16 protein-coding genes are annotated in these 14884 nt (G+C 68.2%); 8 read left to right on the top strand and 8 right to left on the bottom strand.

Annotation, left to right across the window (positions count from 1 at the left end):
- The first annotated feature begins 398 nt into the window (after window positions 1-398).
- Window positions 399-887: a hypothetical protein gene (locus NOCYR_RS00055; protein ID WP_014348312.1), complete on the top strand. Its 489-nt coding sequence runs from the start codon at window positions 399-401 to the stop codon at window positions 885-887.
- A 7-nt stretch (window positions 888-894) separates the two neighbouring features.
- Here the strand turns inward: NOCYR_RS00055 and NOCYR_RS00060 are convergent, their stop codons facing one another.
- Window positions 895-1890 carry a hypothetical protein gene (locus tag NOCYR_RS00060; protein ID WP_148280483.1) on the bottom strand — a complete coding sequence of 332 codons (996 nt, stop codon included), beginning with the start codon at window positions 1888-1890 and terminating at the stop codon, window positions 895-897.
- A gap of 193 nt (window positions 1891-2083) precedes the next feature.
- On the bottom strand, window positions 2084-2992 hold the full coding sequence (locus NOCYR_RS00065) for an oxygenase MpaB family protein (RefSeq protein WP_014348314.1): 909 nt from the start codon (window positions 2990-2992) through the stop codon (window positions 2084-2086).
- 122 nt (window positions 2993-3114) lie between these two features.
- Between NOCYR_RS00065 and NOCYR_RS00070 the strand changes: the two genes are divergently transcribed.
- From NOCYR_RS00070 to NOCYR_RS00080, 3 genes are all read left to right on the top strand, one after another.
- Window positions 3115-4035, top strand: a complete 921-nt coding sequence (locus NOCYR_RS00070; protein WP_014348315.1) for an acyl-CoA dehydrogenase family protein — start codon at window positions 3115-3117, stop codon at window positions 4033-4035.
- Window positions 4036-4965: 930 nt separating this feature from the next.
- Window positions 4966-5976 (top strand): ATP-binding cassette domain-containing protein, encoded by a 1011-nt coding sequence (locus tag NOCYR_RS00075; RefSeq protein ID WP_014348316.1) that lies wholly within the window; start codon window positions 4966-4968, stop codon window positions 5974-5976.
- Window positions 5973-6833, top strand: coding sequence for an ABC transporter permease (locus NOCYR_RS00080; protein WP_014348317.1), 861 nt, complete (start codon window positions 5973-5975; stop codon window positions 6831-6833). Before NOCYR_RS00075 ends, NOCYR_RS00080 begins: the two co-directional genes overlap by 4 nt.
- 3 nt (window positions 6834-6836) lie before the next feature.
- Here the strand turns inward: NOCYR_RS00080 and NOCYR_RS00085 are convergent, their stop codons facing one another.
- On the bottom strand, window positions 6837-7049 hold the full coding sequence (locus tag NOCYR_RS00085; protein ID WP_014348318.1) for a hypothetical protein: 213 nt from the start codon (window positions 7047-7049) through the stop codon (window positions 6837-6839).
- Between the two features lie 130 nt (window positions 7050-7179).
- Here NOCYR_RS00085 and NOCYR_RS00090 point away from each other — a divergent pair, with 130 nt between their 5' ends.
- Window positions 7180-8052, top strand: coding sequence for a rhomboid family intramembrane serine protease (locus tag NOCYR_RS00090; RefSeq protein WP_048832457.1), 873 nt, complete (start codon window positions 7180-7182; stop codon window positions 8050-8052).
- A gap of 87 nt (window positions 8053-8139) precedes the next feature.
- Here the strand turns inward: NOCYR_RS00090 and NOCYR_RS00095 are convergent, their stop codons facing one another.
- Window positions 8140-8595 (bottom strand): PH domain-containing protein, encoded by a 456-nt coding sequence (locus NOCYR_RS00095; protein ID WP_014348320.1) that lies wholly within the window; start codon window positions 8593-8595, stop codon window positions 8140-8142.
- 80 nt (window positions 8596-8675) lie between these two features.
- Window positions 8676-8942 carry a cell division protein CrgA gene (crgA, locus tag NOCYR_RS00100; protein ID WP_014348321.1) on the bottom strand — a complete coding sequence of 89 codons (267 nt, stop codon included), beginning with the start codon at window positions 8940-8942 and terminating at the stop codon, window positions 8676-8678.
- A gap of 114 nt (window positions 8943-9056) precedes the next feature.
- Here crgA and NOCYR_RS00105 point away from each other — a divergent pair, with 114 nt between their 5' ends.
- The 3 genes from NOCYR_RS00105 to NOCYR_RS00115 are packed head-to-tail and all read left to right on the top strand — an operon-like array spanning window position 9057 to window position 10858.
- On the top strand, window positions 9057-9701 hold the full coding sequence (locus NOCYR_RS00105; protein ID WP_014348322.1) for an aminodeoxychorismate/anthranilate synthase component II: 645 nt from the start codon (window positions 9057-9059) through the stop codon (window positions 9699-9701).
- A complete protein-coding gene (locus NOCYR_RS00110; RefSeq protein WP_014348323.1) occupies window positions 9698-10378 on the top strand; it encodes a RibD family protein in 681 nt (226 codons plus the stop codon). The genes NOCYR_RS00105 and NOCYR_RS00110 overlap by 4 nt, the downstream gene beginning before the upstream one ends.
- Window positions 10379-10399: 21 nt before the next feature.
- A complete protein-coding gene (locus NOCYR_RS00115) occupies window positions 10400-10858 on the top strand; it encodes a deaminase (protein WP_014348324.1) in 459 nt (152 codons plus the stop codon).
- 13 nt (window positions 10859-10871) lie between these two features.
- Here the strand turns inward: NOCYR_RS00115 and NOCYR_RS00120 are convergent, their stop codons facing one another.
- From NOCYR_RS00120 to NOCYR_RS00130, 3 genes are all read right to left on the bottom strand, one after another.
- Window positions 10872-11291, bottom strand: coding sequence for a CBS domain-containing protein (locus tag NOCYR_RS00120; protein WP_014348325.1), 420 nt, complete (start codon window positions 11289-11291; stop codon window positions 10872-10874).
- A gap of 137 nt (window positions 11292-11428) precedes the next feature.
- The gene (gene pknB, locus NOCYR_RS00125) at window positions 11429-13366 is read right to left on the bottom strand and encodes a Stk1 family PASTA domain-containing Ser/Thr kinase (RefSeq protein WP_014348326.1); all 1938 of its coding nucleotides are present in this window, start codon (window positions 13364-13366) and stop codon (window positions 11429-11431) included.
- Complete coding sequence (locus NOCYR_RS00130) at window positions 13363-14883, bottom strand: protein kinase domain-containing protein (RefSeq protein WP_014348327.1); 1521 nt, start codon at window positions 14881-14883, stop codon at window positions 13363-13365. The genes pknB and NOCYR_RS00130 overlap by 4 nt, the downstream gene beginning before the upstream one ends.
- Window position 14884: the final 1 nt, after the last annotated feature.

Genomic DNA, 14884 nt, shown 5'->3' on the forward strand with positions numbered 1-14884 from the left:
GGCGGGTTTTGCCCCCGGACCTCCTTCTGGTTGGCGCCGTGAACGCCTTCGCCCAGCCGACGGGTTGTCCGGTCGAAGTCGACTGTCTCAGGCCGGATTCCCGTTATTGACCAGGCTTCGCCGGTCGACTGTGGTTGGGCTTGATCGTGGGTTCGTCGTCTGGGTGGTCGACTGACCGGCCGGATAGGGCTGGTCGATCGCTTGGGATGATGTGGGTGGCTCCACCAGGGCTCTCACAGGTTCGCCGGTTCGGGTTGGTGAAGGTTCCCAGTTCCGGCGGTATTGCCTGGGTACGGTGGTGGGCTTACCGTTACTGCACTCGACTTGGGCTCGGGGTGTGGATGGAGGGGCGGATGCGGATCTCGATACGGGGGAATGGGGACGGGGTGCGGGTTCGGATGCGGTTCGAGGTGAACCGGCGGCGGTGGCTGATCATCCGAATCATCCTGTGGGTGCTGACGATTCAAGGGATCGTGGTCGGTGCTTGGGCGGTGGTGGCGCCGCGGTCCTGGTACACCAGCTTTCCAGGGTTGGGGATGCGGTGGATATCTGCCGACGGGCCGTACAACCATCACCTGGCCGCCGATGTGGGGGCGTTCTTCCTCGCGTTGGCGGCGGTGACGGGGGCGGCGCTGTATTACGGGGACAGCTTGCTGGCGCGGGTGGCCGGGCTGGGGTGGGTGGTGTTCGGGGTGCCGCATCTGATCTACCACCTGGTGCACAAGCCGGCCGAAATGGGCGCTGGGAGTTTCGTTCTCAGCGTCATCGCGGCGGCGCTGCTGCCGATCCTGGGGCTGGCGGCGATCCTGGTGGCGCCTGCCGAACGGACCCAGCTGCGGGACCCGGCGCCGCTGAACATCCGATTCAGGCGACGCCGGGAACGGTGAATGCCGCTCAGCCGAGGGCGGCGGCCTGCTCGATCCGGCGCAGCTGCTCCGGCTCGGGCCAGCTCCTGATCTCGTAGCGGGCGGGGGCGAGACCCGGAACCGGCGTCAGCCCGAGGATCTCGACCACGCGGTGGAAGGGGGCGTCGAACAGGGTGCGTTCCTCGCCGTTGTCGTCGGTATCGCAGAAGACGACGAGATCGGCCTCCGGCAACAGATAATCCACACCCTCGCCCCACGCGGTGATGGTGCGCGGGCCGTCGCCCGGGTCGTAGTACATCAGCGCGGCGACATAGGCCGTGGCCGGGTCGGTGAGTTCGGCGTCCAGCGCCTCGAAATCGAAGTCCTCTTCGAGGATTTCGTTCAACCACTCGGTCTGCGCGGCGTATTCGGTGACGGCCAGACCACAACGGGCGCGCCGCGCGGCGGGCAACTGCTCGTGTGGGCCCGCCTGATCGAATGGGACCACGCGGCCCTCGTCATCGACGGTGTAGGCCTGCGGGCTGAGCGGACGCTCGGCCTCGCCGTACTGTTCCTCCATCATCTCGAACAGCGAACCGATCATCTCCGGATCATCGGGCGCCACGATCAACGTGTCGACGTCCGGCGCGAACGCCACGGGCCGGCGGCCGTAGCCCGCCCGGAAGGCGGCCAGCCATCCCGGAACCAGCAGCCAGGACGTGAAATAGCCGTCGCCGTCGTCGACGAAATGCAGCACAGAACCCGCCTCGACATCCGGCAGCTGCGCCATCGCGGACAGATTCGCCCTCGCCGCCTCGAAGACCTCATCGGCCGACACACCCCAGGCCGTCCGGTGATCGTTGTTGACGATGCCGCGCCGGTCGGGCAGATCGACGGCCACCAGCTCGTCCACGAACGGCAGCACGGTGCGGCCGAGCGGTTGATCCGCGGCGGGCACGGTACCGCGATAGGTCACGGGCCGCAGTACCGGCCGCAGTAGGGGACGGGCGTCGGCCCAGTTCTGAGGAACCTCGAAGTCGGTCACGCCGCACACGGTAACGACCGCCACCGACACTTCCTGCCGCTGGCGACAACCACCGAGTATCAAGCGATTTCGGCGCTGTTGTCGTACGCGGTGCGGCTGGAACCGCGGCGGGTCCCGGTGATCCGCGGGCGTGATCAGCGCAGCCGGGTCTGGCAGGTGCCGGCCGGGCCCGCCGCGATGGCCCGGTGAGCGCTCAGATCGGGCGCTTGGCGATGACCTCCTGCAACCGGGCGCGGTCGCGCTCGAGTTTGCGTGCCTCGTAGGCGATGGGGAAGTAGCGCAACCGTTCCGGCAGCAGCGGCACCACCCGGGCGATCACCCAGCCGATCGCGCGCAGCTTGCGCTCGTCCGATTCCGACCAGGTGAGGCCGAGCTTGCGGCGGGCCGCCTCGGGCGTGGTGCCGACGGTGACGAAGTATTGCAGCGCACCGATCGGGGCGACCGCGCGCTTCCACACCGGCCGCAGCAAGCGGGGCAGCTGCTTCGGTGCGCCGACCGAGCGGATCACCCGCAGGTAGTCGTGCGCGGTCTGGGTGGCGACGAGATGGTTTTCCACCGTGTCGGCGAAGAACTTCTCGAAATCGGCGTAGGTGGCCGGAAGCTCCTTGGGCGGCACCGAGAAGTTGCGCATGAGCTGCAAAGTCTCCCGGTAGTAGTGCTCCTTCTCCTCCGGCGTCAGCGGGCGCTTGGCGAAATACTTGGCGTTCTCGCTGAAGGCGAAGGTGCCGGTATGCAGCACCCAGGCCCACGGCCCGCTCGACAGCGCGCGGTGTTTGACGCCCGCGGCGTCGGTGGTGTTGAGCGAGGCGTGCATCGCGCGCAGCCGTTCGGTTTCGGCGAGAGCCTCGGGACCACCGTAGGTCCAGGTCATCACCGCCGACAGGCTGCGGACGGCGCGGCCGACCGGATCGGTGCGGAAGGTGGAGTATTCGTCGACCACGGCGGAAATGGTGGGTTCCATGGTTTGCAGCAGGAACGCGGAGCCGGCGGTGAGTGAGAAGGTGATCAGCCCGGTTTCGTCCCACATGCGGGTACCGGGGCCGAAGGGGCGGCGTTCGGGAAGGACGGGGGTCCTGGACTCGACCTCGACGGACGCTGTCATGGCGATCTCCCTTGATCGACGATGTAGCAAGTGTGAGAAAATAATACTCTAACTCTCTCACGTTCGCAGGGTGAGCGCGTCAGTTGGCGCCTGCTCCGGCCGGACACCGCTAGCGTGCAGGGGTGGATTCAGTACTCGATTACCTGCTCACCGCGCCGGCCGAGGTCGCGCCGCTGGCGGATGTGGCGCAGGCCTGGCAGCGGCATCAGGAGACGGCAGCGGAGTTCGACGCTCCGGTGGACGCGGCCCTGGCCTGTGGGTTCGGCGCGGATCGACTCGGCTACGCGTTCATGTCCGGATACCAAGCGGCGCTGCGGGCGCTGCTGCCGGAGCTTGCGCCGGGGGAGTTGGTGTCGCTGTGCGCCACCGAGCAGGGCGGCGGACATCCCGCGGCCATCCGGACCACGCTCACCGAGCGCGACGGGCACTGGCTGGTCGACGGCACCAAGACCTTCGCCACCCTCGGCGAACCTGCCGATCGCCTGGTGGTGATCGGCAGCGTCGGCACCGATGCCGAGGGCCGCAACCGGTTGGCGGCCGCGCTCGTCGCCACCGGGCAACCGGAGGTGCTGCGGACCGCGCTGCCCGAGACGCCGTTCATCCCGGAAATACCGCACGCGACGGTCACTTTCACCCGTGCACGCGCCCAGCTGCTGCCCGGGGACGGGTACACGGGCTACCTGAAACCGTTCCGCACCGTGGAAGACATCCACGTGCTCGCCGCCGCGCTGGGCTGGCTGATCCGGATGGGGCGCCGGGCTGCGGTGGCGGAGGCGTTGCTGGAGCAGTTGCTGGCGATGGCGGCCACGCTGCGTGATCTGGGCAGGGGGCCGGCGCGCTCGCCCGGCGTGCATATCGCCCTCGGCGGGGTGCTCGCACAGTTCGACGACTTGCCCCGGCTGACCGAGCCGATCTGGGCGGCCGCCGAGGCGGAGGATGCGCGTCGCTGGGAGCGGGATCTGCCGTTGTTGCGGGTTGCCGGAAAGGTGCGGGGCATGCGTTTGGCGGCCGCCTGGCAATCGGTGCGCACTCCGGCTCATTAGTGTCGGAAACGAGGTTCCGCCAATCGGTTCCGGCGGAACCTCGTCCGGACATGAGAGCGGGCCTCGGCGAAGGGGGGGAGTTAGCCGAGGCCCGCGTAAGGTCGGCCCGGGGGGGAGGGGCCGACGAGAACGATCCTACGCGAAGATCCGCGTTTTTGTGTGTATGAGGACAGTCGGTTTCGAAGTTTTTTCGGGGTTATTCACAGGGTTCGGATCCCGGGGTTGGTGAATCGGACACCGAACACGGTCCGGGAACCGCGCGCCGATGGCTCCAAGGTTGCCAAAACCGCAGGCCCGCACGGTTTTACCGGGCTGTATACGCACGTGGCCAGGCGGTCCGCCGCGATCGGGAAAACATGCCGACCGGTCGCTGTAGCGGCCGCGGGTGACGCGAAAGACCGCGTGTCGATGCCTTCGAGTGCGGCGGAATCCGTCGCTGCCGCCTCGGTATCGCGAATGTGTCGTACCCCCGTGGCAGCATTCCGCGCGTGGACGACATCGCCCCGCACACCCCGGCCGCTGCGGTGCATTTGCGCGCCCGGCAACACCGGCGTGCGATGCTCGCGGACCCGGACGAGTACCGCCCCGCGGATATTCGAGTAGTGCGATACCCGCGACCGCCGGCCACTGCGCCCCGCATCATGGAACCGGTCGCACCCCGATCCGGAACCCCCGAGCACCGCCCGGATCGAGGTGCGGCCGTTTTTCGTTGCCCAGCGTTAACCGGACGGCCGGACAAATCGGATGAAATCGGCTCGGCGAGGCGCAATACTCACATCAGGCCTGGTCGATCGTCCGATAGCAGCGATCCGTGCCGTTATCGGCCCCGGCGATTAATTTCCGGCCCGCGGGCCGTCCTATCAGCAGGTCGCCGAGGAAGCCGGCCGCCGACACCGCATGTCATCGAGCTCTACGAGCTTCAGGAGAATCATGGGTGACGCAATAGTCGCCGAGGGTCTCGTCAAACGATACGGCCCGCAGGTCGCCCTCGATGGACTCGATCTGACCGTGCCCGAGGGCACTGTCACCGCTCTGCTCGGTCCGAACGGCGCCGGGAAAACCACCACCGTGCGGGTCCTGACCACGCTGTTGATCCCCGACGGCGGCCGTGCCACCGTCGCGGGCATCGATGTGCTGCGTGATCCGCGGGCACTGCGCCGCCGGATCGGTGCGTCGGGGCAGTACGCGGCGGTCGACGAGTACCTCACCGGCTTCGAGAACCTGGAAATGGTGGGACGCCTGTACCACATGGGCGTGCAGCGCAGTAAGGAACGCGCGCGCGAGTTGCTCGACCGGTTCCGGCTCACCGATGCCGCCGATCGCCCGGTCAAGGGCTACTCCGGCGGTATGCGCCGGCGCCTGGACTTGGCCGGCGCGCTGGTCGCGGCGCCACCGGTGCTGTTCCTCGACGAGCCGACCACCGGCCTCGACCCGCGGGCCCGGCTGGACCTGTGGGACGTGATCGAGGAACTCGTGGCCGGCGGCACCACCCTGCTGCTCACCACGCAGTACATGGAGGAGGCCGACCGCCTCGCCGATTCCATCGCGGTGATCGACCGCGGCAAGGTCATCGCCAAGGGCACCGCCGACGAGTTGAAGACCATGGTGGGTGGCGACCGCATCGAACTCACCGTCGACCATGTGGACAATCTGGCCGTCGCCCAGCAGGCGCTGGCGGGCCTGGCCGATGGCGAGATCCATCTGGAACCGGGTCTGCGCCGCATCATCGTGCCGGTCAGCAACGGTTCGCAGGCGCTGGTCGAGGCCGTCGGCAAGCTCAACGACCACAGCGTGAAGATCCACGACGTCGGCCTGCGCCGGCCGTCGCTGGACGACGTCTTCCTCACCCTCACCGGACACGAGGCCGAGGAAACGATCAACGCCGACGACGCGGCCGAGGGTCTCGGTGCGCTGGAAGCTACGGAAGGAAAGACCCGATGACCGCGGTCAGCACCACGACGGTCGTGCCCGATCACGGCCCCGGTCTGGGCGAACGGCTCTCGACCGTATTCTCCGACACCATCACCATCACCAAGCGCAACGTCATCAAGATCAAGCGCGTGCCCGATGTGCTGATCTTCAGCACGCTCTCGCCGATCATGTTCGTGCTGCTGTTCGCCTACATCTTCGGCACGGCGATCAAGGTGCCCGGACTCGAGGGCGGCTACCGCGAATTCCTCATCGCCGGCATCTTCGCCCAGACCTGTGTGTTCGGCGCGACCTTCACCGGGCTGAGCCTGGTGGAGGACATGCAGAAGGGCATCATCGACCGATTCCGGTCGCTGCCGATGGAGCCGGTCGCGGTGCTCATCGGGCGCACCATCAGTGACGTCGTCATCAATGTGGTGAGCCTGGTGGTCATGTCGCTGACCGGCCTGATCGTCGGCTGGCGGATCCGTGGCTCGCTGCTGGACGCGGTGCTGGCCTACGTGTTGCTGCTGCTGTTCGCCTACGCGATCTCCTGGATCATGGCCTTCGTCGGGTTGATCGTGCGGGCGCCGGAGGTGTTCAACAACGCCAGCTTCATGGTGATCTTCCCGCTCACCTTCCTGGCCAACACCTTCGTGCCGATCGAGGAACTGCCGACGGTGCTGCGGGTGTTCGCCGAATGGAACCCGGTCTCGGCGGTCACGCAGGCGATCCGCGAATTGTTCGGCAACACCTCGCCGGTGGCACCGCCGCCGGATACCTGGCCGATGCAGCATCCGGTCGCGACGACCCTGATCTGGGTGGTGGTGATCCTGGCGGTCTTCGTCCCGCTGACCCTGTGGCGGTACAAGCGCAGCGTCAGCCGCTGAGCCTCAGCCCTGCGATTCCGCGCCGGTTCCCGCCTCGGGGGCCGGCGCGGACCCGTTGCGGGAGTAGCCGATCCGCGGCGGGGCCGGGGCCGGTTCCGGCGGCAGCGGGCGCTTGGCGCGGGCCAGCCAGGCGGCACCGCCCGCGGCCGCGACGGCGGCAGCGGTCAGAAGCCGATTACGGGAACGCGAAGACAGGTGCAGGGACCTCGAGCTCATGGATCAACTCTGACACAGACCCGCGGCCCGCGCACCGAACCCCAGGTCAGGGCACTGCCGAAGGAGTCATGGCACGATGGTCGGGTGACCATGACCGCGTCGGCGCCGCCGGCACGATTCGAATGAGCCGATGAACCCCCAACCTCCCGCGACGACGTGTGTCCGGCACCCCGATCGGGTGACCGGTCTGGCCTGCACCCGGTGCGGTCGCCCCGCCTGCCCGGAATGCTTACGACCGGCCTCGGTCGGCCAGCACTGTGTGGACTGCCTGCGCGCCGATCAGCGCAACGCACCCCAGGTGCGGACGGTATCGACGGCGGCGGCCTCGCGGGTGCGGATTCCGTATGTCACCTACGCGTTGATCGCGGTGAACGTCGCGGTCTTCGCCGTCACCGCCGCGCAGGCGCGCAGCCTGGTCGACAACTACAACGGCTCCTCGCTGTTCCTGCGCTGGGTGATGTTCCCGCCCGCGGTGGCCGACGGCGATTGGGTGCGGGTGATCGGCTCCGGTTTCCTGCACTACGGGCCGATCCATCTGCTGCTCAACATGTTCGCGCTGTATGTGGTCGGCCGCGATATCGAGCTGGTCCTCGGCCGCTCGCGCTATCTCGCGGTCTACCTGGTCTCGCTGCTCGGCGGTTCGGCCGCGGTCATGGTGTTCTCCCAGGACAGCCTCACCGCGGGTGCGTCCGGCGCGGTCTACGGCCTGTTCGGCGCCATCACGGTGATATTGATCCGGTTGCGGCAGAACGCCACCAACATGTTCATCATCATCGGCATCAACGTCTTCATCAGCTTCTCGCTGCCCGGCATCTCGCTGTTCGGCCATCTCGGCGGCCTCGCCGCTGGCACGCTGGCCACCCTCGGGATTCTGTTCCTGCCTGCGTGGTTGAAGGCCGGTTCCACCAAGTCCGCGCAGCTCATCGGCTGGTCCGCGGTGGGGGTGGTGGCGGTGGCCTCGCTCGCGGTGATCGGGGTGACGGCGGCGACGCTGCTGCCGTGAGGCGGTGCGCAGACTATGCCGAGGCGGAATGTTTCACGCGAAACCACCACGCTGCACGAAGTGGAACGGTGAACGTGGCGGCAACGCTCAGGGCCGGGTGACGTCCCCGCTCAACCGCAGCTGCTCGACCAGCACGTCGTAGACATCTTCGGGATGGGTGCCCACATCCCAGCGCCCGAAGATGAGCAGCCGCTCGGCGTCGTTGTGGATGAGTTCGATCTCCAGCATCGGCATCCGGCGGCCGAGGCGGCGGTAGTAGACGATGCGGGCCCGCAGAATCTGGTCCGGACGGTATTCAGTGGGGCCGGTCAGCGAGCGCACCACCAGCCGTGGATCCGCGCCCGGAATCACCGACAGTCGCGGACGCTGCCGGAACCCGAGCCCGGCCAGTCCCAGCAACAACACCGCGGCCAGGCCGATGAGCAACCGGCCGGGTGGATCGGTGTTCAGCACGGCGACCACGGCAAGGATGACGCCGCCTGCGGTCGCCGCGACCAGCGCGGACAGCGGGGTGGTCCACGAAAGGCGCGCCTCAGGATTCACGATGTCCTCGAGTTGTCCACAGGTTCATCCACAGGTGTGTATGAATGACACGTCTGTAATACGGCCACCGGAAACCAGGCTCAGCGCCACCTCATGGTCATGATCAGGCCGATCACCATCAGGCCGAAGCCGATCAGGAAGTTCCACGCGTCGAGGTCGCGCATCCAGCTGATCTGGTCGCCGGCGAGGTAGTACACAAGCAGCCACACCAGGCCTGCGAGCATGAACCCGAGCATGATGGCGACGTACCAGACCGGCGACGGTCCGACGGCCTTCACCTTCACCGGGGTCCGGCTGGCGGGGGAGCTGGAGTAGTCGGTCTTCTTACGGACCTTGGACTTGGGCATGACGTCCTCGAATTCGGCGAACAGGGCAATACCGGCGTCCCTCCGGTTCCCTCTAGGCTATCCCAACTGGTAATGGATGCGGCGGCCTGTGGGTCGGCCACGTAATCTCGAACCATGCGCGTTCTGGTCGTCGACAATTACGACAGCTTCGTCTACAACCTGGTCCAGTACCTGGGTCAACTGGGTGCCGAGGCCGAAGTCTGGCGCAACGACGACCAGCGCCTGGCCGATCTGGACGCGGTGGCCGCCGAATTCGACGGCATCCTCATCAGCCCAGGGCCGGGCACCCCGGACCGTGCGGGCGCCAGCATCGAGCTGGTCCACGCCGCCGCCCGGCAACGCACCCCGTTGCTCGGGGTGTGCCTGGGCCATCAGTCCATCGGCGCGGCCTTCGGCGCCACCGTCACCCGGGCGCCGGAGCTGCTGCACGGTAAGACCAGCGAGGTCTTCCACATCGGGGCCGGTGTGCTGGCCGGGCTGCCCGATCCGTTCACCGCCACCCGCTATCACTCGCTCACCGTCCTCGAAGACACGCTGCCCGAGGAGATCGAGGTGCTCGGCCGCACCGAAAGCGGCATCGTGATGGCCATGCGCCATCATGAGCTGCCCATCCACGGCGTGCAGTTCCATCCGGAATCGGTGCTCACCCAGGGCGGGCACCGGATGCTGGCCAACTGGCTCGAGGTGTGCGGCGAACGGCCCGCCGAGGGCCTGGTGGAGATGCTGGAGGCGGAGGTCGCGGCGCTGGCGATCACATGAGCCGGCCGTACGTGCTGCTGTCGGTGGCCATGAGCGTCGACGGTTATATCGACGACGCGAGCCAACAGCGGTTGCTGCTGTCGGGTGCCGAGGATTTCGACCGGGTCGACCGAATCCGCGCCGAATCCGACGCCATCCTGGTCGGCGCCCAGACCCTGCGCAGCGACAACCCCCGGTTGCTGGTCAACGACGACGCCCGCCGCGCCCAGCGGCTGGCCGTCGGCAAACCCGAGTACCCGCTCAAGGTGACCGTGACCGCGAGCGGTGACCTCGATCCGGCGCTGCGGTTCTGGCATCACGGTGGGGACAAGCTCGTCTACACGACCACCGACGGCGCGGTCCGGCTCGGCGATCGACTGGGTGACACCGCCGAGGTCGTCGCCCTCGGTGCAGAAATCGAGCTCGGTCGCTTGCTCGACGATCTCGGCGAACGCGGGATCGAACGGCTGATGGTCGAGGGCGGCACCCGCATGCTCACCGGCTTCCTCGCCGCCGATCTCGCCGATGAGCTGGTGCTGGCCGTCGCGCCGCTGCTCGTCGGTGACACTGCCGCACCGCGGGTGCTCGACCCGGCCGACTACCCCGGGGGTTCGCGGCGGCGGATGCACTTGGCCGAGGTGGACCGGGCCGGTGACGTCGCGGTTCTGCGCTATCTGCCCAAGACCATGACCGGCTGAGCCCGGACCGAGGAGGCCACAGTGACTGCCCCATCGACCGACCACAACTGGATGCTGCGGGCGATCACCCTCGCCCGCCTCGCCCCGCGCAGCGAGTCGGCCTTCTCGGTGGGTGCGGTGATCGTGGCCGGCGGCGTCGAGATCAGCTCCGGCTATTCGCGCGAAACCGATCCCAAGGTGCACGCGGAAGAATCCGCGCTGGACAAACTGGCCGCGGACGATCCCCGGTTGGCGGATGCCACCGTTTACAGCACCCTCGAACCGTGTTCGGAACGCGCCACCGCGACGCGGCTGCCGTGCACCGAGCGAATCCTGCGGGCCGGGATTCCCCGGGTCGTGATCGCCTGGCGGGAACCGTCGACCTTCGTCACCGACTGTGTCGGGGTGGAACGGCTGCGGCAGCACGGCGTCGAGGTGGTCGAACTACCGGAACTGGCCGAGGCGGCGATGTCGATGAACCGCCACCTCGACCTGTCCTGACCGGATCGGTGCGTCACGGCCTGCCGTAGACGGCGGTGACGAACTCGCCGAGCTGATTGTCATCGAGATGTCTGGCCAGATCGGCCTCGCTGATCATGCCGATCAGGCGCTTGTTCTCGATCACCGGCATGCGTTTGACCTGGTGGGTCTCCATTTCGTCGAGCACTTCGTCGACGTCGGCGTCGGCGGAGATCCAGCGCGGGGTCGCTTCGCAGAGTTCGGCCGCGCGGGTGCCCGACGGGGACAGACCCTGGGCGATGCACTTCACCACGATGTCGCGGTCGGTGATGATGCCGCACATCCGTTCGTTCTCGTCGGCGATGACGAGCGAACCGACACCGAGTTCGGCCATCACGCGGGCCGCCTGGGCGACCGTTTGATCTCGGGAAATCCACTGAGCGCCGGGCTTCATGATGTCCCTGGCAGTGGTCATCTGGGCTACCTCCTCATGGATTCAGCTGAGCTGATCGGGATGGAGCCCATCAATTGTCGCACCGCACGGACCGACCGGTTCGGTGAATCGGCATCCCGGCAACCCGGGATTCGCGGCCGGTCCGGCGAGCGGGCCGATCACGGCGGGCCGAGCGGCAGCACTCCGGTGTAGATGACGACCGAGCTGTTGCGCCCGACCGAGGAGCCGGCCGCCGGCTGCTGGTTGAGCACCTTGCCGACATTCGCCGAATCCAGCGTGACCTGGGTGTTCTGCACGATCTGGGTGGTCGAGCCGGTCCAGCCGGCCTGGCGCAGCCGGTCGATGGCCTGCGAGGCGTTCAACCCGACCAGGCTGGGCATGGTGAACTCGGCGCCGAGGGAGACCTGCACCGTGACGGTGGAGCCCTTTTCGGCGTTGGAGCCGCCGGCCGGGCTGGTCGCGATGACCTCGCCCTTGGGCCGCGACGAGGCGACCTCCTGGACGACGACCTTGAAACCGGCACCGTCGGCGAGATTCGGCCGGGCGACATCGATGTCCTGGCCCACCACATCGGGCACCCGGACCTGCTCGGGCCCGCTGCCGATGGTGACCTTGACGGCCCGATCCACCTCGACGCTGGCGCCCTCGGCCGGGTTCTGGCCGATCACCTTGTCCAGCTCGGCGGTGCTGGAGGCCTCCTTGTCGACCTGGGGATCCAGGCGCAAGCCGATGGCATTGAGCTTCTGTTCGGCCTGCTGCTGGGTCAGCCCGGTCAGCCGGGGAACCTGCACCTGCGCCGGTCCGGTGGAGACGTGCAGGGTGATGGTGCTGCCCTCGTCGACCCGGGAACCGCCGAGCGGCTGGGTGGCGATGACGTTGCCCGGTGCGACCCTGGCGTCGGGTTTCTCCTGGATGGCGACGTGGAAACCGAGGTCCTCGAGCTTGCGCTCGGCCTCCTGCACCGAACTGTTCGACAGGTCCGGCACCGCCACCTGGTCGGGCTTGCTGCCCGGCCCGATCAGTACCCAGAACAGGGCGATCGCGACGATCACCGCGGCCACCGCGCCCAACGTCAGATAGGCGGTGCGGCGCGGGCTGGGTGAGTCGACCGGATCCTGCTCACCGGTGTCGTCGTTGCCGCGGTAGGCGGAGCGGTCGTGGTTGTCGACGGTGTGGAAGGACCGCGGCGCCGGTTCCTCGGAGCCGAGGATGGTGGTGCGGTCCTCGTCGGTCATCACCATCGGCGCGCTGGGCTTCTGCCCGCCGAGCACCCGGATCAGGTCCGCGCGCATCTCGGCGGCGGTCTGGTACCGGTTGGCGGGGTTCTTGCTCATCGCCTTGAGCACCACCGAATCCAGTTCGCGTGGCACCCCGTCGTGCACGTGCGAGGGCAGCCGCGGATCCTCGCGCACGTGCTGGTAGGCCACCGCCACCGGTGAGTCGCCGGTGAAAGGCGGTTCGCCGGTGAGGATCTCGAAGAGCACACAGCCCACCGAGTACACATCCGAGCGCGCGTCGACCGATTCGCCGCGCGCCTGTTCCGGCGAGAGGTATTGCGCGGTACCGATGACGGCGGCGGTCTGCGTCATCGGGTTGGCGGCGTCGGCGATGGCGCGGGCGATGCCGAAGTCCATCACCTTCACCGCGCCGGACCGGTTGATCATGATGTTGGCCGGCTTCATATCGCGGTGCACGATGCCGGCCTTGTGGCTGAAATCCAGTGCGGCGCAGACGTCGGCGATGATCTCCATCGCCCGGCGCGGCGGCAGCGGGCCCTTACCGCGCACGATGTCGCGCAGCGTCTCGCCGTCGACGTACTCCATCACGATGTAGGGCAGCGGGCCGCCGTCGACCTCGGCCTCGCCGGTGTCGTAGACCGCGACGATGGCCGGATGGTTCAACGCGGCCGCGTTCTGCGCCTCCCGTTTGAAGCGCAGATAGAACGTGGGGTCGCGGGCCAGATCGGCGCGCAGCACCTTGATCGCCACATCCCGGCTCAGTCGCAGGTCGCGTGCCTTGTGGACCTCCGACATCCCGCCGAACCCGATGATCTCGCCCAGCTCGTACCGGGAGGAGAGATTCTTCGGGGTCGTCATGGCAGTCCTTGCTGAGAAGTAGCCGGCGTGCTGCTGTCGGTGACGACAGGACGCCGGGCACCGGGAATCTCGGGCAATGGTATGTCGACGGTCGGCACCCGCCTACCGGTGGTGGTCGGCTGTGTCGTGGTGCGCTGGACGGTCGTGGTCGGCTCGGTCGTCGATGGTTCCGTGGTGGTCTCGGTGGTCGTCGACGTCGGCGGTTCGGTGGTAGTGGTCGGCGGCTGCGTGGTGGTGGGCTCCTCGGTGGTGGTCACCGGGGGCGGCACCGGCCGCACGGTCGTGGTGACCGGCGGCGGCAGCGGCTTGGGGGTATGCGGGGCGACCGTGCTCGACTCGATCGGCCGGTTCGGATCGGGATTGGTATCGCCACCGAACAGCAGCCAGATCACCAGGCCGCCGAGTACCACGGCGCCGACGCCGAGTCCGGCCATCCACTTCTGGGTGGAGGTCAGGCCGCGTTTGTGGTCGTCGGGTGGCATCGGCGCGTGCCCCGAGGTGGGGGCGGCGCCGACCGTGGTCGGAGTGGCGGCACCGGTCGCGGCCGCGGTCGGATACCGCACCGTCGCGCCGTTGTCGTAAGCGGGCTGCGCCGAGGGCAGCACGACGGTCGGGCCTGGCGGCAGCACCCGGGTGGCGCCGGTGGGCACGGGTCCGGCGCCCATCCCGCGCGGCGGCGGTGGCCTGCGCCCGGCCCGCACGGCGGCGACGGCGTCGGCGAACTCTCCGCCGTCGGCGTAGCGCTGGGCCGGGTCCTTGCCGATGGTGATCTCGATCAGTTCGCGCACGTTGGGCGGCAGATCCGCGGGCATCGGCGGCGGCGTCTCGCGCACATGCTTCATCGCGACGGTGATCGCGCCGTCACCGCTGAACGGCCGCTGCCCGGCCAGCGCCTCATAGCCGACGATGCCGAGGGAGTAGACGTCGCTGGAGGCGGTGGCGTCCTCGCCGACGGCCTGTTCCGGCGCGATGTACTGCGCGGTGCCCATCACCATGCCGGTCTTGGTGACCGGTGAGGCGTCGACCGCCTTGGCGATGCCGAAGTCGGTGATCTTGACCTGCCCGGCCGGGGTAACCAGGATGTTGCCCGGCTTCACATCGCGGTGCACCACGCCGGCGGCATGGGCCACCTGCAACGCGCGGCCGGTCTGCTCCAGCATGTCCAGGCCCTGCGCCACCGACAACCGGCCAAGCCGGTTCAGTACAGTATTGAGCGGTTCACCCTGCACCAGCTCCATGACCAGGTAGGCCACCTCCCCGCCCTGCGGGTCGACGGTCTCGCCGTAGTCGTAGATGCCCGCGATGCCCGAGTGGTTGAGCTGCGCGGTGGTCTTGGCCTCGGTGCGGAACCGGTGCCGGAAGGTGGGATCGGCCGAGAACTCGGACTTGAGCACCTTGACCGCCACCCGCCGGTCGAGACGGGTGTCGAGGGCCTCCCACACCTGGCCCATCCCGCCGGTGGCGATCAGCCGGTGCAGCCGGTACCGGTCCGCGATCATCGCACCGTTGTTCAGCATC

The sequence above is a fragment of the Nocardia cyriacigeorgica GUH-2 genome (genome assembly GCF_000284035.1).
Taxonomy (GTDB): domain Bacteria; phylum Actinomycetota; class Actinomycetes; order Mycobacteriales; family Mycobacteriaceae; genus Nocardia; species Nocardia cyriacigeorgica_B.